Source organism: Dyella marensis (genome assembly GCF_900112865.1).
GTDB classification, from domain to species: domain Bacteria; phylum Pseudomonadota; class Gammaproteobacteria; order Xanthomonadales; family Rhodanobacteraceae; genus Dyella_D; species Dyella_D marensis_A.
Genome location: NZ_FONH01000012.1, coordinates 11,556 through 37,236 on the forward strand (window position 1 = coordinate 11,556; position 25,681 = coordinate 37,236).

16 protein-coding genes and 1 riboswitch are annotated in these 25,681 nt (G+C 68.1%); of the genes, 10 read left to right on the plus strand and 6 right to left on the minus strand.

Features of this window, described 5'->3' with window-relative positions:
* Positions 1–43: 43 nt before the first annotated feature.
* The 7 genes from BM172_RS14960 to BM172_RS14990 all read left to right on the plus strand — a co-directional run bounded on the left by BM172_RS14960 (position 44) and on the right by BM172_RS14990 (position 11,526).
* Entirely contained in the window at positions 44–730 is a 687-nt protein-coding gene (locus BM172_RS14960; RefSeq protein ID WP_026633768.1) for a response regulator transcription factor, read from the plus strand.
* Complete coding sequence (locus tag BM172_RS14965) at positions 714–1,991, plus strand: sensor histidine kinase (protein WP_026633767.1); 1,278 nt, start codon at positions 714–716, stop codon at positions 1,989–1,991. Before BM172_RS14960 ends, BM172_RS14965 begins: the two co-directional genes overlap by 17 nt.
* Positions 1,992–2,590: 599 nt before the next feature.
* Positions 2,591–6,616 carry a non-ribosomal peptide synthetase gene (locus BM172_RS14970; RefSeq protein WP_051548347.1) on the plus strand — a complete coding sequence of 1,342 codons (4,026 nt, stop codon included), beginning with the start codon at positions 2,591–2,593 and terminating at the stop codon, positions 6,614–6,616.
* A complete protein-coding gene (locus tag BM172_RS14975) occupies positions 6,613–7,935 on the plus strand; it encodes a glycosyltransferase (protein ID WP_026634076.1) in 1,323 nt (440 codons plus the stop codon). Before BM172_RS14970 ends, BM172_RS14975 begins: the two co-directional genes overlap by 4 nt.
* Complete coding sequence (locus BM172_RS14980; protein ID WP_026633766.1) at positions 7,932–9,269, plus strand: condensation domain-containing protein; 1,338 nt, start codon at positions 7,932–7,934, stop codon at positions 9,267–9,269. The genes BM172_RS14975 and BM172_RS14980 overlap by 4 nt, the downstream gene beginning before the upstream one ends.
* Positions 9,266–10,240: a glycosyltransferase family 2 protein gene (locus BM172_RS14985; RefSeq protein WP_026633765.1), complete on the plus strand. Its 975-nt coding sequence runs from the start codon at positions 9,266–9,268 to the stop codon at positions 10,238–10,240. The genes BM172_RS14980 and BM172_RS14985 overlap by 4 nt, the downstream gene beginning before the upstream one ends.
* Complete coding sequence (locus BM172_RS14990; protein WP_026633764.1) at positions 10,237–11,526, plus strand: condensation domain-containing protein; 1,290 nt, start codon at positions 10,237–10,239, stop codon at positions 11,524–11,526. The genes BM172_RS14985 and BM172_RS14990 overlap by 4 nt, the downstream gene beginning before the upstream one ends.
* Positions 11,527–11,636: 110 nt before the next feature.
* Here BM172_RS14990 and BM172_RS14995 read toward each other — a convergent pair whose 3' ends face one another.
* The 4 genes from BM172_RS14995 to ahcY all read right to left on the minus strand — a co-directional run bounded on the left by BM172_RS14995 (position 11,637) and on the right by ahcY (position 15,837).
* Complete coding sequence (locus BM172_RS14995; protein ID WP_026633763.1) at positions 11,637–12,554, minus strand: branched-chain amino acid transaminase; 918 nt, start codon at positions 12,552–12,554, stop codon at positions 11,637–11,639.
* A gap of 110 nt (positions 12,555–12,664) precedes the next feature.
* Positions 12,665–13,246 carry a DUF4124 domain-containing protein gene (locus tag BM172_RS15000; protein WP_051548346.1) on the minus strand — a complete coding sequence of 194 codons (582 nt, stop codon included), beginning with the start codon at positions 13,244–13,246 and terminating at the stop codon, positions 12,665–12,667.
* 63 nt (positions 13,247–13,309) lie between these two features.
* The gene (gene metF / locus BM172_RS15005) at positions 13,310–14,137 is read right to left on the minus strand and encodes a methylenetetrahydrofolate reductase [NAD(P)H] (RefSeq protein WP_026633761.1); all 828 of its coding nucleotides are present in this window, start codon (positions 14,135–14,137) and stop codon (positions 13,310–13,312) included.
* 266 nt (positions 14,138–14,403) lie between these two features.
* Positions 14,404–15,837, minus strand: coding sequence for an adenosylhomocysteinase (ahcY, locus tag BM172_RS15010; protein WP_026633760.1), 1,434 nt, complete (start codon positions 15,835–15,837; stop codon positions 14,404–14,406).
* Between the two features lie 41 nt (positions 15,838–15,878).
* A riboswitch (S-adenosyl-L-homocysteine riboswitch) is annotated at positions 15,879–15,987 on the minus strand.
* A gap of 142 nt (positions 15,988–16,129) precedes the next feature.
* Here ahcY and BM172_RS15015 point away from each other — a divergent pair.
* The 3 genes from BM172_RS15015 (at position 16,130) to BM172_RS15025 (ending at position 22,216) form a co-directional block, all read left to right on the plus strand.
* Complete coding sequence (locus tag BM172_RS15015) at positions 16,130–18,607, plus strand: S9 family peptidase (RefSeq protein WP_035322400.1); 2,478 nt, start codon at positions 16,130–16,132, stop codon at positions 18,605–18,607.
* Between the two features lie 208 nt (positions 18,608–18,815).
* Positions 18,816–21,524, plus strand: a complete 2,709-nt coding sequence (gene ppc / locus BM172_RS15020) for a phosphoenolpyruvate carboxylase (protein WP_026633758.1) — start codon at positions 18,816–18,818, stop codon at positions 21,522–21,524.
* 77 nt (positions 21,525–21,601) lie between these two features.
* A complete protein-coding gene (locus tag BM172_RS15025; RefSeq protein ID WP_026633757.1) occupies positions 21,602–22,216 on the plus strand; it encodes a TIGR00645 family protein in 615 nt (204 codons plus the stop codon).
* A gap of 109 nt (positions 22,217–22,325) precedes the next feature.
* On the opposite strand, the gene BM172_RS15030 is transcribed toward BM172_RS15025, so the two are convergent.
* The gene (locus tag BM172_RS15030; RefSeq protein WP_026633756.1) at positions 22,326–24,194 is read right to left on the minus strand and encodes an ATP-binding cassette domain-containing protein; all 1,869 of its coding nucleotides are present in this window, start codon (positions 24,192–24,194) and stop codon (positions 22,326–22,328) included.
* Between the two features lie 86 nt (positions 24,195–24,280).
* Positions 24,281–25,480, minus strand: a complete 1,200-nt coding sequence (gene metK, locus BM172_RS15035; protein ID WP_026633755.1) for a methionine adenosyltransferase — start codon at positions 25,478–25,480, stop codon at positions 24,281–24,283.
* Between the last annotated feature and the right edge of the window lie 201 nt (positions 25,481–25,681).

The following is a 25,681-nucleotide window of genomic DNA, read 5'->3' on the forward strand; positions in this document are numbered from 1 at the left end:
GCCGCCATGGCCGGCTCCAGCCGGCGGCGACACGGAGTGGCGTATGCGCGTACTGGTCATCGAAGACAACAGCGATATCGCAACGAATATCGGCGATTACCTGGAAGATCGCGGCCATGTGGTCGACTTCGCCGGCGACGGCGTGACCGGGCTGCATCTGGCGGTAGTGAACGAATTCGACGTGATCGTGCTGGACCTGACCCTGCCCGGCATGGACGGCCTGGACGTGGCGCGCAAGCTGCGCCACGAGGCGCACAAGCAGACCCCGGTGCTGATGCTGACCGCGCGCGATGCGCTGGAGCAGAAGCTCACCGGCTTCGAGTCCGGCGCCGACGACTACATGACCAAGCCGTTTGCCCTGCAGGAACTGGCCGCGCGCCTGGAAGTGCTCGCGCGCCGCGGCAAGGGTCCGCAGAGCCGCGTGCTGAAGGTGGCCGACCTCACCTACAACCTCGACACGCTCACCGTCACCCGCGACAGCAAGTCGATCCAGCTCAACCCGATCGGCCTGAAGCTGCTGCAGGCGTTGATGGAGGCCAGCCCGTCGGTGGTGACGCGGCAGGATCTTGAGCAGCGCGTATGGGGCGAGGAACTGCCCGACAGCGACAGCCTGCGCGTGCACATCCACGGCCTGCGCGCGGCGATCGACAAACCTTTTGACAAGCCGCTGATCCATACGCGGCACGGTATCGGATATCGCATGGTCGACCCGGATGCGGTCCAGACGTAAGCTGCGTTTTCGCCTGGTCGTTTCCTTCGCGCTGTTCGGTTTCGGGCTGAGTGCGCTGTTTGCTTTCGCGGCGCTCAATATCCGCTCCCGTGTCGAGGACCAGCTGGTCAACAGCAGTCTGCTCGACGACGCCAAATGGGCCAATCAACAGGCGCACGCGGGCGTGCCCAGCGGGTCGCGCCTGCTGACGGGCAGCGTGCTCAGCGACCGCACGATCTACAAGGCCCCGCTGTCCTGGCAGAACCTGCCCACCGGCGTGCATGACATCAACGAGCCGGGCGACGACGGCCAGATGCATCACTACAAGCTCGCGGTCTACCGCGAGAACGGCATCATCAGCTTCATTCGCTACGACGTATCCCGCGAGGAACTGGGCAAGCGCCAGCTGGTGACCAGCGTCGTCGCGGCGGTGTTCCTGTTCGGCCTGATCTCGCTGGCGCTGGGCCTGTGGCTCTCGCGCAAGGTACTCAAGCCGGTCAGCGAACTGGCGCAGCGCCTGCGCGAGTTCCGCAAGAACGGCAAGGTCGAGGCGCTGGCCCCGCATTTCGCCGACGACGAAGTGGGCGAGCTGGCGCTGGCGTTGGACGAATACGCCAACCGCCTCACCTCGATGGTCGAGCGCGATCGCGAATTCAATTCCGATGTGAGTCACGAGCTGCGCACGCCGCTGGCGGTGATCGCCAGCACCACCGAACTGCTGCAGGGCTCGCCGGATCTCACCGACAAGCTGCGCGAGCGCCTGAAACGCATCGAGCGCGCCTCGCGCCAGGCCACCGAGCTGATCGAGGCGTTGCTGCTGCTGTCGCGCGCCGAGCGCCGCGGCCCCACGCGTGGCGAGACCACCGACGTGGCCAAGGTCGCCGCCGACGTGATCGAGAGCCAGCGTCCGCAGATGCGCGACAAGCCGCTCCATGTGGAGCTGGTGGTGAACGGAGCGCTGAGCATCAACGCGCCGGGCTCGGTGTTGTCGGTGGCGCTGACCAACCTGATCGGCAACGCGATCAAGTACACGCTCGAAGGCCAGGTCACGGTGAGGGTCGAAAAGGACCGCATCGACGTGATCGACACCGGCCCCGGCATCAAGCCGGAAGATGCCGAGCGCCTGTTCCAGCGCGGCGTGCGCGGCGAAGGCGCCGGCGGCAGCGGTGCGGGGCTGGGCCTGGCCATCGTGCGGCGCCTGTGCGAGCTGTACGGCTGGGATGTGTCGATGCGGCCGCGGCCGGATACCAACGGCGCCATCGCCAGCATCGTGTTTCAGTAAAGCGGCATGGCGTGACTATTTATAAGTCACGCCCGGCTAATTCACATTAGTGAATTGACGGCTATTTCATGGCCTGCCTGTTAATGCGGATTGATAATCGATGTAGTTGACGCGATTTTCATGCACTTGCAATTTAGTGCATTAATCCGGGTTGCCGTTGACAAATCCTTCGCTATTAATTTCTCAGTTTTTCGGCCACGCCTTGCTGCGCCGCACAAGCTGTGATCCAAAGCACATTTCTCCCAGTGGACAAGCTCCCGTTCAGGCATGGACACTCCAAGCCGGGAATGGGGTAGGGGATTAGTCTTAGCGTATTTTCCATACGCCATGCGGAATTCCTCATGCCGTTGCCGGGCGTCATCCCGCAGACCAGTCGTGGTTAATGGCCGCACCTGAAGGCATCGGTGCGGGTAGCGGTCTGCGCACAACAAAACAGCGTCACGCGGCATTTTGAAACATGGCCTGTCATGGCCGTGGCGGTCTGATTCGGCCGTAATTATCGGTGCTTTCAAATGCATTACCCGGCCAATCGGGCCGGTTAATGGTTTTCGCGAATGCAACGTGATGCGTGCGGCCATGACGGCCGCCAGGGGAATGCGATGACTGACGTGCGCGACGACGTATTGCTGCCGTTGACGACGGCCCAGCGCGGCCTGTGGATGAACCACAAGATCGGTGGCGACGGCGCCATCATGAATATCGCCGAGGCGGTGGATATTCACGGGCCGGTCGACCCGCCGCTGTTCCGCCAGGCCTTGTATCGGCTGGTCTACGAGGCGCAGATGATGCGCGCCAACGTGATCGAGCGCGACGGCAAGCCGCTGCTGGCGATCCGCCAGGTCTACGGCGGCCAGTTCCCCTATTTCGACATGAGCGGCGAAGCCGATCCGCGCGCGGCGGCCGAGGCCTGGATGCAGGAGGAGTACTCGCGCAATCCGCATCTCGAACACGATCCGCTGTGGGTCAGTGTGCTGTTCAAGCTCGCCGCCGATCACTACATCTGGTATCAGCGCGCGCATCACATCGTGCTGGACGGCCACGGCGGCGGCCTGCTCGCGCGGCGCCTGGCCGAGCTGTACACGGCGCTGGTGCGCGGCGAAGAGCCGCCGCCCTGCGCATTCACGCCCGCCGCCACCGCCATTACGCTGGAAAACGCCTACCGCGAATCCGACCGCTTCCGTCGCGACCGCGACTACTGGAAGGAGTTGCTCGCCGGCCTGCCCGAAGCCGTCACGCTGTCACGCCGCCAGCATCGTCCTGGCCTGGCCGACCGCCTGTGCCGCAGCACGGCGTATCTGTCGGCGGAAACCTCGCGCCGGCTCGGCGAACTGGGCAAGGCCACCGGCGCCAGCCTGCCGCAGGTGCTGATCGGCCTGGTGGCTGCCTACTATCACCGCGTCACTGGCGCGGACGACCTGGTGATCGGCATGCCGGTGACCGCGCGGCTCAATGCCGACGCGCGCCAGATGCCGGGCATCTTCGTCAATGTTGTGCCGATCCGCCTGCGCTTCGCGGCGGACCTGACGCCCGGCGAATTGTTCGAACAGGTCGCGCGCGCGGTGCGGCAGACGCTGCGCCACCAGCAGTATCGCTATGAAGACATGCGCCGCGACCTTGGCCTGGTCGGGCAGGGACGCAGCCTGGCCTGGCTGGGCGTCAATATCGAGCCGTTCGACTATCAGCTCGATTTCGCCGGCGCGGGTACGTCCTCGCACAACATGTCCAACAGTTCAGCCGAAGATCTGATGATCTTCGTCTACGACCGCGGCACCGACGCCGGCCTGCGCATCGATCTCGACGCCAATCCGCTGTTGTACGACATGCCCGAACTGGACGAGCACCGCCGCCGGCTGTGCCGCCTGATCGAAGGCGTGCTGGTCCAGCCGGAAGCGCGCCTGCAGGACCTCGACCTGCTCGGCGAGGAGGAGCGTCAGCGCGTGCTGGTGAACTGGAACGAGACCGCCGCCGCACTCGATCCGCGCAGCCTGCCGGCGCTGGTCGCGCACCAGGCCGCGCTGCGACCCGACGCGCCCGCGGTCATCCATGGAGACACCGTGCTGAGCTATCGCGAACTGCACCGGCGCAGCGTGGCGCAGGCACGGCAGCTGCTGGCCGATGGCGTCGCACCCGGCGATATCGTTGCGGTGGCGTTGCCGCGCAGCGAACAGCTGCTGGTGGTGTTGCTGGCGATCATGCGCAGCGGCGCGACCTATCTGCCGATCGATCCGGACGGTCCGGCCGAACGCACCGCGCTGCTGCTGGACGATGCCGCGCCGATCGCACTGATCGCCACCCGCGCGATCCACGACCGCCTGCCCATGGGCGGCGGCCTGCAGCTGTTGCCGGAGCAGTTCGACGCGGCGGTGCTGGAGTCGACGCAGGAGCCGGACCTGAGCCGCCCCGACGGCGTCGCCTACGTGCTGTACACCTCCGGCTCGACCGGCCGGCCGAAGGGCGTGGAAGTGACGCACGCCAATCTGGCCAATTTCCTGCAGGGCATGGCGCGCCTGCTGGAGCCCGCGCCGGGCCAGCGCTACCTCGCGGTCACCACGGTGATCTTCGACATCGCCGGGCTGGAGCTGTACCTGCCGCTCACCGCCGGCGCCTGCGTGGTGATGGCCGGCAGCGGCGCCGCGCAGCAGCCGCTGGAGCTGGCGCGGCTGATCCGCGACAGCGGCGTGACGCATGCGCAGGCAACGCCTTCGCTGTGGCGCATCCTGCTGGCCGGCGCGGAAACGCGCTTGGAAAACGTGCATGCACTGGTCGGTGGCGAGGCGCTGGGGGCGGAACTGGCCGCGCGGCTCAAAGCCGCCGCGGCGCGCGTGACGCAGTTCTATGGCCCCACTGAAACCACGGTGTGGTCCACCGCCTACGAGCTCGAGGAAATCGGCGCCGGCATCCCGCCGATCGGCCGTCCCATCCTCAATACCCGCCTGTACGTGCTCGACGCCGCGCGGCGCCCGGTGGTGACTGGTGCGACCGGCGAGCTGTACATCGGCGGCGCCGGCGTGGCGAAGGGTTATCTGCATCGCCCGCAATTGACCGAGGAGCGCTTCCTGCCCGATCCCTTCGCCGCCGACGGCAGCCGCATGTACGCCACCGGCGACCTGGTGCGCTGGCGCGACGACGGCCTGCTCGAATTCGTCGGGCGCGCCGACAGCCAGGTGAAGATTCGCGGGCATCGCGTCGAGCTGGGCGAGATCGAGAACCTGCTGACCCAGCACGCCGCGATCGCCGCGGCGGCGGTGACCGCGACGCGCGACGGCCACGGCAACATGGCGCTGGCCGCCTATGTCGTACCGCGCGACGTCGATGCGCTCGATCCCGACCAGTTGCGCGTCTTCCTCAGCCGCCGCCTGCCGGAGCCCGCGCTGCCGTCCAGCTTCACCGTGCTCGATGCGCTGCCGCTCACGCCCAACGGCAAGCTCGATCGGCGCGCGCTGCCGGAGCCGGACCGCGTCGCTCGCGCCGCCTTCGTCGAGCCCGGCACGCCGGTCGAGCGCAAGCTGGCCGAGCTGTGGCAGCGCCTGCTGCGCATCGAGCGCGTCGGTCTGCACGACAACTTCTTCGAGCTGGGCGGCGATTCGCTGACCGCGGCGGAGATGGCCGTCGGCTTTCCCGCGGAGTTCGGCGTGGAGCTGCCGCTGGGCAGCCTGTTCGAAGCGCCCACGGTGGCCAACCTGGCCGCCTTCGTCGAGCGGAGCGGCGGCGAGAGCGACGACCCGCTGGGCGAAGTGCTGGCGCTGCGCGCACCGCCGCGGCTGCGCGAGGTCGGCAAGGAGGCGCCGCGGCCGCTGTTCTGCATCCACCCGATGATGGGCCTGAGCCTGGGCTTCACGGCGCTGCTGCGGCATCTGGACCCGACGGTGCCGGTGTACGGCCTGCAGTCGCGCGGTCTGCGCGGCGATATGCGGCTGCCCGGCAGCATCGAGGAGATCGCCACCGATTACCTGGCGCAGATCCGCCGCATCCAGCCGGAAGGACCCTACCGCCTGGCCGGCCGTTCGATGGGCGGGCTGATCGGCCACGCCATCGCCGAGCAACTGCTGGCGATGGGCGAGCGGGTGGAACTGCTGGCGATGATCGACAGTTACCTGTTCACCGCCGGCGAGCGCTCGCGTCCGCGCGAGGAAGCCAAGGAAGTGCGCGCCGCGCTGAGCTTCCTCGGACTGCACCAGCATGTGGGCGAGCACGCGCCGCAGACACTGAAGGAGCTGGCCTCGCTGCTGCTGCACAGCTACAACGCGCGCTCGATCCCGCTGGTGCAGGAGATCATCAAGAGCCATCCGCAGTTCATCGAGCACCTGTTCGCGGTGATGCGCAACAACCTGGAGCTGGCGCGCCAGTACACGCCGCGCCGGATCAACCTGGACCTGCTGTTCTTCCAGGCCACCGAACGCGAAGGCAGCCTGGACGGCATCCTCGACCACCGCCCGTCCGCATGGCGGCCCTTCATCGGCTGGCGCATCGAGGTGCACGAGCTGGCCTGCCACCACGAAGCGGTGCTCGATGCGGCGCCGGCGGAGAAGATCGGCAGCGTGCTGCGGCACCGCCTGTCCGACATCCCCGACGAGCGCATGCTGTCCGCGCCGCTGGCGCCGCAGCCGGGGCTGGCCGCGGCATGAGCGCCAGGCCGATCGTCATCTTCACCATCGGCACCCAGGGCGACGTGCGGCCCTGCGTGGCACTGGGACAGGGGCTGCGCCGCGCGGGCTATCCGGTGCGCATCGCCACCAGCGGCAACTTCGCGCCGCTGGTGCGCGAGGCGGGACTGGAGTTCTTTCCGCTCACCGCCGATTTCCAGGCCATGCTGGAGGCCGACCGCAGCATCGCCGAGCAGGGCCTCAACCTGCGCGCGATGGCGCGCATTTTCCGCCAGCGCTATGCGCAATGGGCCGAGCACTGGGCGGAGGAGGGCATGGCGGCGAGCGCAGGCGCCGGCCTGCTGATCGGCGTGAGCAACAGCACCTTGCTGGCCAAGGCGCTGGCGGAAAAACGCGGCGTGCCGTTCGCCATCGCGCGCCTGCAGCCGCTGACGCCCTCGCGCCTGCAGCCGCCGATGGTGCTGAGCGGTTCGCGCGACCGCCTGCCCGGCCCGCTCAGCCTGGCCGCGCACCACCTGCTGTGGCTGCTGGTGTGGCATGTGATGCGCCCGGCGATCAACGACATCGTGCGGCCGCGGCTGGGCTTGCCGCGCTATCCGTGGCATGGCCCCTACCTCGGGCGCCATGCGCTGGAGGCGAAGGTGCTCAACGGTTTCAGTGGGCAGGTGCTGGCGCGGCCGGCGGACTGGCCGGACAGCTCGCAGCTCACCGGCTACTGGTTCTTCGATCCGCCGGCGTGGACGCCGCCGGCCGGGCTGGCCGATTTCCTCGCGGCGGGACCGAAGCCGGTCTATATCGGTTTCGGCAGCATGGTCAGCAGCAGCGCCGCCGAGTTCACCCGCATCGTGCTGGACGGCGTGCGCAAGAGCGGCCGCCGCGCGGTGCTCGCGGCTGGCTGGGGCGGCCTGGAGCTCGACGAAGGCGCGCTCGACGAACAGATCTATGGCTTGCGCCAAGCGCCGCACGACTGGCTGTTTCCGCGCATGGCCGGCGCCGTGCACCATGGCGGCGCGGGCACCACCGCGGCGGCGGTGCGCGCGGGCATTCCTTCGGCCGTCGTGCCGTTCTACGGCGACCAGCCGTTCTGGGCGCGCTGCCTGCAGCGCCGCGGCGTGGCGCCGCCGGCGCTGGACCGCCGCCGGCTCGATGCGGATGCGCTGGCCGCGGCGTTGATCGCCATGCAGCAACCGCAGATGCTGCGCGAGGCGGACGCGCTGGGCCGGGCGATCCGCGCCGAGGACGGCGTGGGTGAAGCCGTGCGGCTGCTGCGGTACTGGGGCCTGCTGGAGCAGCCGGACAGCGTCGAGATCGCCGAGCAGCCGCAGCGGAGCGTGGCATGAGCGCGCGCCGCCCCTTCGCCCTGTTCGAGCGCGGCATGTACCTGGATGGGCAGCGTGCCGTCGCCTTCGTGCTGCCCGCGACATTGGCCGGCACGCTCGACGAGCCGCGCCTGCGCCTGGCGCTGGATCGCGTGCAGGCCAGGCATGCGGTGCTGCAGTCGCTGGTCGAGCATGCCGCCGATGGGCATCCGTGGTTCGTGCAACAGGAAGCACCGCCGCCGATCGCGCTGCGCATCGTCGAGCGCCAGGGCGAGGACGATTGGCAGGAGCAGGCGCGGCTGGAATGCGAGCGCCTGTTCGACGGCGCGCGCGAGCCGCTGGTCCGGCTGGTGTGGCTGCGCGGCCACGGACGCAGCGACCTGCTGTTGAGCTGCCACCACTGCATCTGCGACGGGCTTTCGGCGGTCGGCCTGCTGCGCGACATCCTCACCGTCTGCGGCCGCCCCGACGCGCGGCTCGGGCCGCGTTTCGAATTGCAAGGCGGCGCAGACGTCGTGCCGCCCGAGGCGAAGCGCAACCGCTGGCTGCAGCGGCGCGCGCAGCTGAAGGCGGCACTGTTCAAGGGGTTCATCCGGCTGCAGCGGATCGGCCCGCCGGTGAGCTACGGCGCGGCGTATACCCTGCGCTGGTCGATCGAGCCGGCGGCGGTGCAGGCCCTGGTCCGCCGCGCCAAGGACGAGGACGTCGGCGTATTCGCGGCGCTGTGCACCGCCTTCATGCTCGCCTGCTGGTCGGTGCGTGGAGTGCGTGGCGTGGACAAGTTCGTCGCGCCGGTCGATGCGCGCCGCTATCTGCCGTCGCTGCAGGGCGGCGCGTTGTTCACCATGGCGCCGACCGTGCGGCTCGGCTTCGGCGGCCGCAAGCCGCGCGCCGCGGATTTCTGGGGCCTGGCGCACGCGTTGCAGGCCGACATGCGCCGCCAGGTCGATCGCCTCGCGCCTGCCGTCTACGAGCAGCTGCTGGGCCTGGAACGGCTGCATCCGCTGTTCGACCGGCTGATCGCGTTCTCGCGTTCGCGGCCTGCCGGTCGTGGCGTATCGCTGTCGTACCTGGGGCGGCTGGACGATTCCTCGCGCGACGAGGGCGGCCTCCGCCTGGAAGCGATCCACGCGCCTTCGGCCATGCTCGAGCCGACGCCGGCGAGCCTGATCACGATCGTCGGTTTCGCCGAGCGGCTGGACCTGGCCTTCATTTCCGATGAGAGCTCGCTGCCGGGCGTGCAGGCGGCGCAGATCCGCCAGCTGGCGATGGAACTGCTGCAGGCGGCCAGCGCGCTGCCGGCCTTGGCCACATCCGCGCCCGGTTCCGCTTCCTTGCCTGTGGAGAGCGTATGAAAAGCTATGGCGTGATCTTCGTGCTCTACCACCCCAACGAAGCGTTCCTGCGCAATCTCGGCAAAGCGGCGGCCGCAGGGCAGAATGTAGTTGCGGTCGACAACTCGCCGCAGCCGGACGCGGTGCTGTACGACGCGCTGCAGCGCCAGGGCTGCACGGTGCTGCACAACGCCAACCGCGGCGGCCTCGCCGGCGCCTACAACCGCGGTGCGGAACGGCTGCTCGAACGCGGCTGCGAGGTGATCTTCCTGCTCGACCAGGACTCCGACATTGGCGAAGACTTTTTCGCGGCGATGATGCAGGCCTGCGAGCGCGAACCAGGCGAGGCCTTCGTGCTGGGCCCGAAGATCTACGAGATCAACCTGGAAAAGTTCATGCCGGTGCTGCCGCCGGGACCGCGCTGGCCCAAGCCGCAGAAGATGCGCGAGCCCACTGAAGGCGTGTTCGATACCTTGTTCGTGATCTCCTCCGGCTCGGCGATCTCGGCGCAGGCGTACCGGCGGCTGGGCGCGTTCCGCGAGGACTACTTCATCGAGTACATCGACATCGAGTACGGCCTGCGCGCCAACAGCCAGGGCATTCCGGTGCGCATGAACGCGGCGGTGCAGATGCGCCAGACCACCGGCCAGATCGAGCGCCACGGCCGCCTGTTCACCACCAACCATGCGGCGTGGCGGCGCTACTACGGCGCACGCAACGGCGTGTTCACCCTGCGCCTGTATCGCCGTCGGTGGGCGCTGCACTGGTTCGGCGGGCTGCTTGCGCTGCACCAGGCCTTCAACGTGCTGCTGTTCGAGCCGCAGAAACTGCGCAAGGTACTGGCGGTGGCCTGCGGCTATGTCGACGGGCGGCGGGGACGGCTGGGCACGTTCGAAAGCCTGCATCCGCGCCTCGCCGCGTTCTGCAAGAAGGAGCCGGCGCAGCGCGGTGCGCTCGGCGCGGCGCCGGTCGCCACGGAATCCAGCTCATGATGCGCAAGCTCACCACCATCGAGCAGCTGATCGACGGCAACATCACTTATCGCCTGACCCTCGACGGCTCCTTGTCGATCGAACGCCTGCGCGCGGCGCTCGATCGCGTGCAGCGCAAGCATCCGGCGCTGCGCATGCTGCTGCGCGAGGAAAGCGACGGCCTGTACTACGCGCTGGACGCGGCCGGCCCGGTGCCGTTGCGCGTCGCCATCTGCACCTCGGAGCAGGTGCTGGCCGGCGAGATCGCGCGCGAGGAAGCGGCCGCCTTCGCTCCCGACGAGCCATTGCTGCGCGTAGCGTGGTTGCGCACCGGTCGCGGTGGCGTGCTGCTGATCACCACGGTGCATCGCATCTGCGACGGCATGAGCATCCTGACCCTGGCGCGGGAGCTGCTGGCCGCCACGCATCGGGAGACGCCGCTGCTGCCGTACGCCCCGATCAGCCCGCTGGACATCGCAGGGCCGCCGGGCGGTCCGGGTGAAGGCAAGCGCCGCATGATCGCAGCGGTGATCAACGGGCTGGTCAGCCTGATCCCGGCTTCGCGCCGGCCGCTGCGGCATGACAGCCTGTGGCGCGAGTGGCACGTCGACGCGGGCCTGACCGCCGTGCTGAAACATCGCTGCCGGGCGGAGCAGGTGTCGATGCATGCGGCCTTGCTGGCGATCCTCGACCAGGCCCTGCAGGCGGCGCTCGGCAAGCAGGCGCCGACGCGCATCGACAATCCGTTCGACGCGCGGCGCGGCCGGCTGGCCCAGCTCAAGGACGACATGCTGTTCTTCGGCGGCGGCAGCTTCAAGATCGAGGTGGGCCGCGAGCGCGGCGGCGACCTGTGGGAGCGGGCGCGCGATATCTATCGGGAGATGAGCGGGAAGATCGAGCAGGAGCTGCAAGATATTCCCGGCAAGTATCGCTTCTGCGAGATGCTCAGGCCGCCTTCGGAGGGCAAGCTGCGTTCGATCGTGCGGCTGGGCGATGCATTGAGCCGCAACGGCAACTGGAACCAGTTTTCCTTCTCCAACCTGGGCCCGATCGAGTTGCTCGACGCGGATGCGCCATTCCGGTTGGAGGACTTCACGCTGTCGGTGCGCTCGTTCGGCATCCGTCCGCTGGGTCTCATCGCCTTCGCGCTGCACGGGCGGCTGCGCTTCGTGTTCATGGGCGAGGAGCAGTGCATGAGCACGGCGCAGGTCGATGCGCTGGAGCGGGTGTTCATCGGGTTGCTGCGGGAGCAGGCGACGCAGCGCAGGCGCGAGGTCGAACCGGAGGTGGCGTTGGCGGCGGATTGAAGATTGCCGTTGTTTCCCCTGCGCCGGAATGACGGGTGAAAGGGTGTGGCAGGAGCGAGGCACGTTGGGGTTCGCTGTGCTCACCCCAACCTACGTCGGCTGTCGCCGGATCAGACCGGCTCCAGCCAACCCCACTGGTCATTGGTCTTGCCGTTGAACAGCCCAAAAAACAGCTCCTGCATCCGGCGCGTCACGCGGCCGGCCTTGCCCGAGCCGATCTTCTTGCCGTCGACCGAGCGGATCGGGGTGATTTCCGCGGCGGTGCCGCACATCAGCAGCTCGTCGCACAGATACAGGTACTCGCGCGGGATGTCGCGCTCGATCACCTCGATGCCGTCCTCGCGTGCCAGCGTGATCAGCGTGTGGCGGGTGATGCCGGTGAGGATCGAGGCGCTGGCCGGCGTGGTGTGCAGCACGCCGTCGAAGACCAGGAACAGGTTCTCGCCCGCGCCTTCGCTGAGCAGGCCGGTATTGGCCAGCGCGATGCCTTCGCCGAAGCCCAGGCGGCGCGCTTCGCGCGCGATCAGCTGGCCGGAAAGATAATTGCCGCCGGCCTTGGCGCCGGCCGGAATGGTGTTCGGCGCGAAGCGCTGCCAGCTCGACACGCAGGCGTCGATGCCGCTTTCCAGCGCCTCCGGCCCGAGGTACGGACCCATCGGCCACGCGGCCACCGCCACGTCGATCGGCGTTTCCGCCGACAGGCCGAAGCCGCCGAGGCCGCGGTAGGCGACCGGGCGCAGATAGGCGGCGCCCAGGCCGTTCTGCTTGATCACGTCGCGGCAGGCGGCGGCGATCTGGTCCTGCGAATAGGGCAGCACCATGTCGTAGATCTTGGCCGACTGGTACAGGCGCTTGAGATGGTCGGTCAGCCGGAAGATCGCGGCGCCGTCGGGCGTGGCGTAGCTGCGGATCCCCTCGAACACCGACGAGCCGTAATGCAGCGCATGCGACATCACATGCGTGGTGGCCTCGCGCCAGGGCTTGATCTGGCCGTTCTGCCAGATCCATTCGGGATACTGCTGCGCCATGTCGATTCTCCGAAAAATGAGCGACATGATAACCGCTGCGGGGCGGGCTCATCTTTCAGCCGGCTTGCACCTGTTCAAGCGCCCGTTCGAATGCGCTCGCCGGCGGCGGCTCAACCGGCGCTGCGCAGCCACAGGCAGCCGGAGCGGCGCACGATGTCGAAGCGCGTTTCCCGCGGCACACCGCTGCCGTCGTCGGCGGCGGTATGCACCACCAGCTGGTGTTCCGGCGGCGCGGCGGGATGCTCGGCGGGCGCTGCGTCGGGATCGGCGGCGGCCTGGTCTGCCGCGTTCTGTTCGCCGAAATCCAGCAGCGGGCGCTTCATCAGCGCGCTCAGCGTGCGGATATCGGCGACCACCGCGTTGCGCCCGGCGCCTTCCCACAGCATCAGGCCGGCGAGGCGGTTGGGATCGCGCGTGGCGAACGCGTCGGTGACGCTCTGGCGCAGTTCGGCGACGGTGGAGGCGCACAGGATCGGCGGCGGTGCCGACGGCGGCGTATTGGGTGCGGGAGCGGTCGTGGATTTGGGAGCCGCCTGCACCGGCGTGGCTTTCAGCGCGGCGCAGGGCTGGTCGGTGAACAGCGGCGTGCCGTCGGGGCCGATGCAGCGATGCACGCCCTCCTGCGCGGTGGCGGGAGCGGGCAGCAGCCAGCAGGAAACGAGCAGTGCGGAAGCAACAATGAAGAGACGCATGCCGCGCAGGATAACCCGCGCGGCCTGACTGGAAGTTCGAATCCGCGCTTGATCGATACGCGCTTAGATCGACAGGCGCTCCAGCACCGCCTGCGTCGCCTTGGCGCGGTTGAGCGTGTAGAAGTGCAGCCCCGGCGCGCCGCCGTCGAGCAGGCGCTGGCACAGCTGCGCGACGACGTCGGCGGCCAGTTCGCGGATCGCTTCGGCATCGTCGCCGTGCGCCTGCATGCGCTTGGCGATCCAGCGCGGGATCTCCGCGCCGCAGGCATCGGAGAAGCGCTTGAGCTGCGAGAAATTGCCGATCGGCATGATGCCCGGCACCACCGGCACTTCCACGCCCAGGCGGCGCACGTCGTCCAGGAAGCGGAAGTACGCATCCGCGTTGTAGAAATACTGGGTGATCGCGCCGTCGGCGCCGGCATCGACCTTGGCCTTGAAGTGCTGCAGGTCGGCCAGCGCATCGTCGGCCTGCGGATGCGTTTCCGGATAGGCCGCCACTTCGATATGGAAATGCCGGCCGCTGTGCTGGCGAATGAAACTGACCAGTTCGGCGGCGTAGCGGAAGTCGCCGGGCGAAGCCATGCCCGAGGGCAGGTCGCCGCGCAGCGCGACGAGGCGGCGGTAGCCGGCGGCGCGATAGCCGTCCAGCAGTTCGGCGATCTCGGCGCGGGTGCCACCCATGCAGGACAGGTGCGGCGCCACGTCCAGGCCGTGCTCGCGATGCAGGCGGGCCACCGTCTCGCCGGTGTAGCTGAGCGTCGAGCCGCCGGCGCCGAAGGTCACCGAGACGTAGTCCGGTCCGCGGCCCTTGAGCAGCCGGGCGGTGCGGTCGAGTTGTTCGCGCTGTTCGTCGGTCTTGGGCGGGAAGAATTCGAAGCTGATGGCCGGCATCGCGGGGCTCTCGATGAGGAATGCGGGCGATTATATATCTCTTGGTCGCGATGAAGCGATATATGTGAATCAATCTTCCAGGATGAAGTCCTTCTCCCTCCGGGAGAAGGTGGCGGCAGCCGGATGAGGGTACGGGCGGAGTGAGGTGCCGCACTCTGCCCGTACCCTCACCCCAACCCCTCTCCCGGTGGGAGAGGGGCTAATGCCAAGGCACAAAAAAGCGCGCGGTTCGCACCGCGCGCTTTTCGTTGCAGCTGGACCGCCGCTCAGTAGCGGTAGTGGTCCGGCTTGTACGGGCCTTCCACCGGCACGCCGATGTAGGCGGCCTGGTCCGGGGTGAGCTTGGTCAGCTTCACGCCGATCTGCTCCAGGTGCAGGCGGGCGACTTCCTCGTCCAGCTGCTTGGGCAGGCGGTACACGGTCTTCTGGTAGACGTCCTTGTTCTTCCACAGGTCGATCTGCGCCAGCGTCTGGTTGGAGAAGCTGTTGGACATCACGAAGCTCGGATGGCCGTGCGCGCAGCCGAGGTTCACCAGGCGGCCTTCGGCCAGCATGTAGATGCTGTTGCCCGTCTTGGCGAAGGTGTAGCGGTCGACCTGCGGCTTGATGGTCTCGCGCGACACGTCCTTGGCGCCGTTCAGGCGGTCGATCTGGATCTCGTTGTCGAAGTGGCCGATGTTGCACACCAGGGCGTTGTTCTTCATCGCCGCCATGTGCTCCAGCGTGATGATGTCCTTGTTGCCGGTGGTGGTGACGTAGATGTCGGCCATGCCGAGCGTGTCTTCCACGGTGGTGACCTGGAAGCCTTCCATCGCCGCCTGCAGGGCGTTGATCGGGTCGATCTCGGTGACGATCACGCGCGCGCCGAAGCCCTTCAGCGAGTGCGCGCAGCCCTTGCCCACGTCGCCGTAGCCGCATACCACGGCGACCTTGCCGGCGACCATCAGGTCGGTGGCGCGCTTGATGCCGTCGGCCAGCGACTCGCGGCAGCCGTACAGGTTGTCGAACTTGCTCTTGGTGACCGAGTCGTTGACGTTGATCGCCGGCACCAGCAGCTTGCCGGCTTCCATCATCTGGTACAGGCGGTGCACGCCGGTGGTGGTCTCCTCGGAGACGCCCTTCCAGTCGGCCGCGACCTTCTTCCAGAAGCCGGGACGCTCCTTGGCGGTGCGCTTGAGCAGGTCCTTGATCACCTGTTCCTCATGGTTGCCGCTGGGCGTGTTGACCCAGTCGTCGCCGTTCTCCATGTCCAGACCCTTGTGGATCAGCAGGGTGGCGTCGCCGCCGTCGTCGACGATCAGCTCCGGACCTTGCATACCGGGGTGGGTGAGCATGTCCAGCGTGCAGTCCCAGTACTCCTCCAGCGTCTCGCCCTTCCAGGCGAACACCGGGATGCCGGCGGCGGCGATCGCCGCGGCGCAGTCGTCCTGGGTCGAGAAGATGTTGCAGGAGGCCCAGCGCACCGAGGCGCCCAGGGTGCTCAGGGTCTCGATCAGGACCGCGGTTTCCTTGGTCATGTGCAGCGAACCGGACAGGCGCACGCCCTTGAGCGGCTGCTCCTTGGCGTAGCGGGCGCGGATCTGCATCAGGCCGGGCATTTCCTCTTCCGCCATGCGGATGCGGCGGCGGCCCAGTTCGGCGAGGGCGATGTCGCGGACCTTGAAGTCCTGGCCGGCGGCTTCTTTGCTGACTGCGTTCATGGTGTGGCTCCGGAAGTTTGTGCGGCAGGAATGCCGCATCGGTTGACCGGGCGCCGTTTGACAATGAAAACCGCCGAGCCTGGCCGGACTTGCGCGGACCTCACCTTGGGTGGGATCGGCACAGCCACGGTCGCAGCGCCCCTCGACGGGAGCTTGCAAGTATAGCGGCTGAGGCGTTCGGGATTCGTCAGGCAAGGCATCCGCAGCGGCCTGAACCGTGACGGATGGCCTAGGCCCGGCCGGCGCCGGGCGGCTAAGGTCGCAAAATTCTTCGAACAGGGATCGTCTGCCCATGAACCGTCCGCTCCGGCGCCTCGCCCTCGTTGGCTTCCTGCTGGCCGCCTTGCCGCTGGCCACCTCCGCCCGCACTCCGCAGGCCGCGCCGGCGCCGGCCGCGGCCACCGGCGGTTATCGGCTGCCGCCCGCGCCCTTGCAGGCCCTGGTCGACGCGCCGCGCCCGCCGCAGCTGTCGATCAGCCCGCACCGCGACCTGCTGGCGCTGATCCAGAGCCCGGCGCTGCCCGGCATCGACGTGGTGGCGCAGCCGGAGCTGAAGCTCGCCGGCCTGCGCATCAACCCGCGCACTTACGCGCAAAGCAAGTTCTCCTTCGGCACCGACCTGTGGCTGCAGGACGTCGCCAGCGGCAAGGAACTGCGCCTGCAGGGCCTGCCCGCGCCGCTGTCGATCGCCACCACCAGCTGGTCGCCGGACCAGCGCTACCTGGCCTTCAACCAGGTGGACGCGAAGTCTGGCCGCAACGAACTATGGGTCGTGGACGTGGCTGCGCGCAGCGCGCGCCGCCTCACCGGGATGCCGCTCAATACCGTGGCCGGCCGCGGCTATCGCTGGCTGTCCGACAGCCAGCGCCTGCTGGTGCAGCTGCGGCCGGAGGGGCAGGGCGACGCGCCGGCCGGCGGCGGCATTCCGACCGGCCCGAACGCGCAGGAAACCAAGGCCGGTGGCGGCGTGAAGGCGACCCCCACTTACCAGGACCTGCTGCACAACGAGGACGATGCGCGCCTGCTGGAGCACTACCTGCGCGCGCAGGCCGCCCTGGTCGACCTGGACGGCAAGGTGACGAAGCTCGGCGAGCCCGCGCTCACCCTGTCGCTGGCGCCTTCGCCGGACAGCCGCTATGTGTTGCGCGAGCGGGTCGAGCGGCCGTTCTCCTACACGGTGCCGGTGGAGAACTTCCCGCGCCGCATCGAGGTGCTGGATCTCGACGGCAAGCCGGTCAAGGAGATCGCCCGCCAGCCGCTGGTCGATGGCCTGCCCACCGGCAACGACGCGGTGCGCACCGGCGTGCGCGACATCGACTGGCGCGGCGACGCACCGGCCACCCTGGTCTGGGCGGAGGCGCAGGATGGCGGCGATCCGGCGCGCCAGGCCGAGGTGCGCGACCTGGTGAAGATGCAGGCGGCCCCGTTCGCGCAGGAGCCCGTGGTGCTGGCGAAGCTCGCCAGCCGCTATGCCGGCGCCTATTGGGGCAATGGCGAGCTGGCGCTGGTCGAAGAGTTCTGGTGGAAGACGCGCAAGGTGAAGGAATGGCGCGTGGCGCCGGACCATCCCGAGCTGGCGCCGAAGCTGCTGCGCGAAGGCTCTTCCGAGGATCGCTACAAGGATCCGGGCCTGCCGGCCACCGCCATCGACGAACGCGGCGAGCAGCGCCTGCTGGTGGCCGCCGACGGGCATGGCATCTTCCGGCTCGGCAAGGGTGCTTCGCCGGAAGGCGATCGTCCGTTCGTCGACAAGGTCGACCTCGACAGCGGCAAGAGCGAGCGCCTGTTCCATTCGCAGGCGCCGTACTACGAAGCGCCGCAGGTGCTGCTCGATGCCGAAGGGCGGCGTGCGCTGACCTCGCGCGAATCGCCCACCGAAACGCCGAATTTCTATGTACGCGAACTGGCTTCCGCCGCCGCGCCGCGTGCACTCACGCATTTCCCGCATCCCACGCCGCAGCTCAAGGACGTGAAGAAGGAGCAGATCCGCTACAAGCGCAAGGACGGCGTCGAGCTCACCGCCACGCTCTACCTGCCGCCGCACTACGACCCGAAGCAGGACGGCCCGCGCCCGATGCTGATGTGGGCCTATCCGACCGAGTTCAAATCGGCCGATGCGGCGGGGCAGGTCACCGACTCGCCGTACCGTTTCAACCGCATCAGCTACTGGGGGCCGCAGGCCTTCCTGGCGATGGGCTATACGGTGCTGGACGATTTCTCCGTGCCGATCGTGGGCGAAGGCAGCAAGGAACCGAACGACACCTACGTGCCGCAGCTGGTCGCCAGCGCCGAGGCGGCGGTGGACGAAGTGGTGCGCCGCGGCGTGGCCGAGCGCGGGCGCATTGCGGTGGGCGGCCATTCCTACGGCGCCTTCATGACCGCCAACCTGCTCGCGCATACGCGGCTGTTCCAGGCCGGCATCGCGCGCAGCGGTGCGTACAACCGCAGCTTGACGCCGTTCGGCTTCCAATCGGAGGAGCGCAATTACTGGCAGGCGCAGGACGTGTACAACACGATGTCGCCGTTCAACTACGCCGACCACATCAAGGACGCGCTGCTGCTGATCCACGGCGAGCAGGACAACAACTCCGGCACCTTCCCGATCCAGAGCGAGCGCCTGTACGCGGCGGTGAAGGGCCTGGGCGGCACCGCGCGGCTGGTGCTGCTGCCAAACGAAGCGCATGCCTATCGGGCGCGCGAATCGATCATGCAGATGCTGGCGGAGTCGAACGATTGGCTGGAGCGGTATCTGAAACAGCCCGCACATTGAGAGCCAGGCAACGGCGTAGGTTGGGGTGAGCGCAGCGAACCCCAACAGACCTTACGCCCGAACGCCACGTTGGGGTTCGCTGCGCTCACCCCAACCTACGCCGGCTTATTCGTTTCACACGCAACTTTACGAGCTCATGCGGCGCTGCACAAAAAGCCGTTCGTTCGGGGTAGTCTTGGACGTCCAGACATCCGCCGACGTAGCTCCGATGACCCAGCCGCGCAGTCCCGAGTTCGCTCCCCACGATGCCCCCCTGCGCGAAGACGTCCGCCGCCTCGGCACCCTGGTCGGCAACATGCTGGCCGAGCAGGTGGCGCCGGCCTTCCTGGATGAAGTCGAGCGCGTGCGCACCGCGGCCATCGCGCGCCGCCATGAAGGCGCGCCGCTGGCGTTGCTGGCCGAACTGCTGACCGGCGTCGAGACCGCGCATGCCGAGGCGCTGGCGCGCGCCTTCGCCACCTATTTCCAGGCGGTCAACATCGCCGAGCGCGTGCATCGCATCCGCCGCCGCCGCGACTACCAGCGCGAGGATCGCGCGCCGCAGCCCGAATCGCTGCTCGATGCGCTGGGCCGCCTGAAGGAGCAGGGCGTCGGCGCGGGCGAGCTGCTGGAATGGCTGGCGCGGCTGCGGGTGGAACCGGTGTTCACCGCGCATCCGACCGAGGCGATGCGCCGCTCGCTGCTGGAGAAGGAACAGGCGATCGTGCGCGCGCTGATCGACAACTTCGATCCCAGCCGCACGCCGCAGGAACGCAAGGAGGACGACGACCGCATCTTCATGGCGCTGTCGTCCGCCTGGCAGACCGCGGAAGCCTCGCCGGTGCGGCCCAGCGTGCAGGACGAGCACCATCACGTCGGCTTTTACCTGGCCAATCCGATCTACCGCATCGTGCCCGCGTTGTACGAATCGCTGGGCGATGCCCTGCAGCAGGTCTACGGCGTGGCGGTGGCGCTGCCGCGCGTGCTGTCGTTCGCCACCTGGGTGGGCGGCGACATGGACGGCAATCCCAATGTCGGCGCGGATACCATCGCGGCCAGCCTGTCCACGCAGCGCGCGCATGTGCTGGAGCATTACATCGACGACATCGCCGGCCTCGCGCGCCTGCTCAGCCAGACCGAGGGGCGGATCGGCGTCGACGACGGCCTGGCCAGGCGCCTTGCCGATTATCGCCAGCGTTTTCCCGAAGCCGCCGCGCAGGTACGCCCGCGCCATGCGGACATGCCGTACCGCGCCTTCCTCGCCGTGGTTCAGGCGCGCCTGCAGGCCACGCATGATGACGACCATCCGGAAGCCTATGCCTCGCCGCAGGATCTGCTGGCCGATCTGCAGCTGATCGCCGACAGCCTGATCGATCACCGCGGCCTGCATGCCGGCGCCTACGCGGTGCAGCGACTGATCTGGCGCGTGCGCAGCTTCGGCTTCCATCTGGCGCGGCTGGATGTGCGGCAGGATTCGCGCGTGCATGACGATGCGCTGGCCGCGTTGTTCGGCGAGGCGGAGTGGCCGGAGCGCGATGAAGCGTCACGCGCGGCGGCATTGCAGCCGTATGCAAGCGGCGAGCGTTCCTTTGCCGACAGCGACGATGCGGGTGCGCAATCGCTGAAGGCGGTGTTCGCCACCATGCGCGATGCGCGCAAGCGCTACGGCAGCGACGCGGTGGGCCTGTACATCATCAGCATGGCGCGCTCCGCCGCCGACGTGCTCGCGGTGCTGGCGCTGGCGCGGCATGGCGGTCTGGTCGCGGATGCGGACCGCGTGCCGCTGGACGTGGCGCCGCTGTTCGAGACCGTGGACGACCTGGCCAATGCGCCGGCGACCTTGCGCGCCCTGTTCGATGACCCGGTCTACCGTGCCCATCTCGAACAACGCGGCGGCCGCCAGTGGGTGATGCTGGGCTATTCGGACAGCGGCAAGGACGGCGGCACGCTCGCTTCGCGCTGGGGCCTGCAGCGTGCGCAGGTGGAACTGCTGGAGGTGGCGAACTCGGCCGGCGTGCGTCTGTCCTTCTTCCACGGCCGCGGCGGCTCGGCCAGCCGCGGCGGCGCGCGCATCGCGCCGGCGCTGATGTCCTCGCCGCGCGGCTCGGTGGCCGGCGTGCTGCGCGTGACCGAGCAGGGCGAGGTGATCCATCGCAAGTACGGCATCCGCGCGCTGGCGCTGCGCAACCTGGAGCAGACGGTGGGCGCGGTGCTGCGCGCCAGCCTGCGTCCGCGCGAGCAGGACGAGCGCGAGGCGGTGTGGCGCGAGCGCATGGGCCAGCTGGCGGCGGCGAGCCGCAAGACCTATCGCGCCTTCATCGATCGCGACGGTTTCATCGAGTATTTCCGCAGTGCCACGCCGATCGACGTGATCGAGCGCATGACCCTGGGCTCGCGTCCCGCGCGCCGCCGCAGCATGCGCGGCGTGCAGGACCTGCGCGCGATCCCATGGGTATTCGCCTGGACCCAGTGCCGCTCGATCATCACCGGCTGGTACGGGTTGGGTGCCGCGCTGGAGCAGGGCGCGCAGGCTTATGGCGAGGAGGCGCTGGCGGAGATGGCGCGCGACTGGCCGTTCTTCGCCAACATGCTGGACGACGTGGAAATGGTGCTGGCCAAGAGCGACCTGGATATCGCCGAGGCGTTCTCGCGCCTGGCGGGCGACCTGCACGAACCGTTCTTCGCGCTGATCCGCGAGGAATTCGAGCGCACCACGCGCTGGGTGCTGCGTTTGAAGGGCGCCAACGAACTGCTGCGCGATGCGCCGAAGCTGAAGGTGTCGATCCGCCTGCGCAATCCCTATATCGATCCGATGAGCCTGCTGCAGGTGGACCTGCTGCGGCGCTGGCGCGCGGGCGGCAGCGAGGACGATGCGCTGCTGCGGGCGCTGGTGGCCTGCGTCAACGGCGTGTCGCAGGGCTTGCAGAACACCGGTTGAAAGGCCCGCCGGGAGCTTGCGCAAGTTCTTGCGTGATGGCTAGGCTGGTTACTTTTCCGCTGCGAGCTTGTTTCCCCATGCACGATTCCTCGTCCCGTCCCCGCCTCGGTCCGCTGCCCTGGCTGATCTTCGGCTCCCGCTGGCTGCAGCTGCCGCTGTACCTGGGCCTGATCGCGGCGCAGTGCGTCTACGTATTCCTGTTCGCCAAGGAGCTGTGGCACCTGATCCACAAGGCACCCTCGCTGGGCGAGCAGGAGATCATGCTGATCGTGCTCGGCCTGATCGACGTGGTGATGATTTCCAACCTGCTGGTGATGGTGATCGTCGGCGGCTACGAGACCTTCGTGTCGCGGCTGCGCCTGGAGAATCATCCCGACCAGCCGGAGTGGCTGTCGCACGTGAATGCCTCGGTGCTGAAGGTGAAGCTGGCGATGGCGATCATCGGCATCTCCTCGATCCACCTGCTGAAGACGTTCATCGCCGCCGGTGCGCTGACCGGGCTGCCGTTCTGCTCGGCCGAGATGCTGGCCAGCATTGCGGAGAACGGTCCCGGCAACGCCTTGAAGTGCGCCGCGCTCACCCCGGTAGGCGTGATGTGGCAGACCATCATCCACCTGGTATTCATCGTGTCGGCGATCGGCATCGCGTGGACCGACCGGTTGATGCAGAGCGCCAAGCGCGAAGAGCACTGAACAAACGCCCGGCGCAGGTTGGGGTGAGCCGCAGGCGAACCCCAACGTTGCGAGGCGTGTGCCTGTTGGGGTTCGCCTGCGGCTCACCCCAACCTACGTCGGCTTGGGCTCAGCCTTCCAGCTCGGCCCAGCGCGCGTAAGCCACCTCGAGCTCCGTTTGAATCTTCGCCAGCGCATCGTTATGCCGCTGGATCGCCGCGTTGTCCTGCTGATAGAACTGCGGCTGGTTCATCGCCGCCGAACGCTCGGCCACTTCCGTCTCCAGCTGCTCGATCCGCGCCGGCAGCTGCTCCAGCTCGCGCTGGTCCTTGTAGCTGAGCTTGCGTTTGGGTTTTTCCGCTTCCGGCGCGCGCGGCGTCCCGGCGGGCGTCGCGGGAGTGGGCGCTACTTCGATCGCACGCGCCGCCGGCCGCTGCCGCAACCAGTCGCTGTAGCCGCCGACGTAGTCGCCGACCCTGCCTTCGCCCTCCAGCACCAGCGTGCTGCTGACCACGTTGTCGAGGAACTCGCGGTCGTGCGAGACCAGCAGCAGGGTGCCCTGGTACTCGGTGAGCAGCTCTTCCAGCAGCTCCAGCGTTTCCACGTCCAGGTCGTTGGTCGGTTCGTCCATCACCAGCAGGTTGGACGGCTGCGCGAACAGCTTGGCCAGCAGCAGGCGGTTGCGCTCGCCGCCGGAGAGGCGGGTGATCGGCGCGCGGGCGCGCTCGGGCGAGAACAGGAAGTCCTGCAGGTAGCCGATGATGTGCTTGCGCTGGCCGTTGAGCTCGATGTATTCGCGCCCTTCGGCGACGTTGTCCAGCGCATTGAGTGCGTCGTTGAGCTGGGTGCGGTGCTGGTCGAAGTAGGCGATCTGCAGGCCGGTGCCGAGCATCACCTCGCCGCGCTGCGGCTGCAGTTCGCCGAGCAGAATCTTCAGCAGGGTGCTCTTGCCGGCGCCGTTCGGGCCGACGATGCCGACGCGGTCGCCGCGCATGATCACCGTGTCGAGGCTGTCGATCAGCACGCGGCCGCCGTAGGCCTGGTGTACGCCGCGCGTCTCGATCACCTTCTTGCCCGAGGCCTGCGCATTGGCCAGGGTGATCCTGGCATTGCCGCCCAGCTCGCGCCGCTCAGCGCGCTCGCGGCGCAGCGCCTTCAGCGCGCGCACGCGGCCTTCGTTGCGGGTCCGGCGGGCCTTGATGCCCTGCCGGATCCACACTTCTTCCTGGGCCAGCTTCTTGTCGAACAGCGCATTGGCCTGCGCCTCGGCGTGCAGGCGTTCCTCGCGGCGGCGCAGGTAGTTGTCGTAGTCGCCGGGCCAGCTGGTGAGCTGGCCGCGGTCGATCTCCACGATGCGCGTGGCCAGCGAGCGCAGGAAGGAGCGGTCGTGGGTGATGAAGATCAGGCTGCCGGCGAAGGACTTGAGGAAGCCTTCCAGCCAGCCGATCGCTTCGATGTCCAGGTGGTTGGTCGGCTCGTCCAGCAGCAGCACGTCCGGCTTGCGCACCAGCGCCTGGGCCAGCAGCACGCGGCGCTTCATGCCGCCGGAGAGCGCGGCGAAGTCGGTGTCGGACGGCAATTCCAGGCGCAGCAGCACCTCGTTGACGCGACGGTCGAGGTCCCAGCCGTGGCGTGCCTCGATCTGGGCCTGCACGTCGCCCAGCGCGTCGAAGTCATGCTCGGCCAGCAGGTGGTGGTAGCGCGCCAGCAACTGGCCGAGGTCGCCCAGCCCCGCGGCGACCACGTCGAATACGCTGCCGGCGGTGTCCTGCGGCACTTCCTGCGCCATGCGCGCGACGACCGTGCCCGCCTGCAGGCGCAGCTCGCCGTCGTCCGGCTTCAGGTCGCCGGCAATCAGCTTGAGCAGGGTGGATTTGCCTTCGCCGTTGCGGCCGACGATGCATACGCGCTCGTTCGCCTCGATCGACAGATCGACGTGTTCGAGCAGGAGAGGGCCGCCGACGCTGAAGTCGACACGCTGGAGTTGGATCAGGGACATCCGCCTATTGTAGCCGTTGCGCGGCTGCCCCAACGAAAACGGGCCGCTCGCGCGGCCCGTTTCCTCAAGCGAACGCGAAGGTCCGCTTACTTCAGCTTGGCATCGGCGCGCAGCGCCTCGGCCTTGTCCGTCTTCTCCCAGGAGAAGGCGGTGTAGGTCTTGCCGTCCGGGCCCTTCACTTCGTACGGCGAGCGGCCGAAGTGACCGTAGCTGGCGGTCTGCTGGTACATCGGATGGATCAGGTCCAGCATCTTGATGATGCCGTACGGGCGCAGGTCGAAATGCTTGCGGATCAGCTTCTCGATCTTGTCGTCCGCGATCTTGCCGGTGCCGAAGGTGGTCACCGAGATCGAAGTCGGCTCGGCCACGCCGATGGCGTAGGAGACCTGCACTTCGCAGCGGTCGGCGATGCCGGCGGCCACGATGTTCTTGGCCACGTAGCGCGCCGCGTAGGCGGCCGAGCGGTCCACCTTGGACGGATCCTTGCCGGAGAACGCGCCGCCGCCGTGACGGGCCCAGCCGCCGTAGGTGTCGACGATGATCTTGCGGCCGGTCAGGCCGCAGTCGCCCACCGGGCCGCCGATCACGAACTTGCCGGTCGGGTTGATGTGGAACTTGGTGCCCTTGTGCAGCAGCTTGGCCGGCAGCACGGGCTTGAGGATGTGCTCGCGCACGGCCTCGACCAGGTCCTTCTGCTTGACGTCCGGATCGTGCTGGGTCGACAGCACCACGGCGTCGATGGCGGTCGCCACGCCGTCTTCGTAGCGCAGGGTGACCTGGCTCTTCGCGTCCGGGCGCAGCCACGGCAGCGGGGAGTTCTTCTTCTTGCGGACCTTGGCCTGCTGCTCGACCAGGCGGTGCGAGTAGTAGATCGCCGCCGGCATGAAGTCCTTGGTCTCGTTGGTGGCGTAGCCGAACATCAAGCCCTGGTCGCCCGCGCCCTGTTCTTCCGGCTTCTTGCGGTCCACGCCCTGGTTGATGTCCGGCGACTGCTTGCCGATCAGGTTGAGCACGCCGCAGGTCTCGCCGTCGAAGCCCACCTCGGAGGAGTCATAGCCGATGTCCACGATCACCTTGCGGGTGAGCGCTTCCAGGTCGATCCAGGCGCTGGTGGTGATCTCGCCGGCCACGATGGCCACGCCGGTCTTCACCATGGTCTCGCAGGCCACGCGCGCACGCGGATCCTGGGCCAGGATGGCATCGAGGACGGCGTCGGAAATCTGGTCGGCGACCTTGTCCGGATGGCCTTCGGAAACCGATTCGGAGGTGAACAGGAAGTTGCTCATCGCGGGTTATATCCTTCCTTACGGATAAAGAGATGAAAGAGGGTGCGGCATGATACATGCCGGTCCCCGGTTTTGCAGCTACAGCATGGCCCGCCCAGGTGACGATTTCATGCCGATTCAGCCGTTTGGACGGCCATCGGGCCGTTTGCCGCGGCGTTCCGGCGCACCCGGAAGGCGCCCTGAAAGCGGGCAAGAATAGCT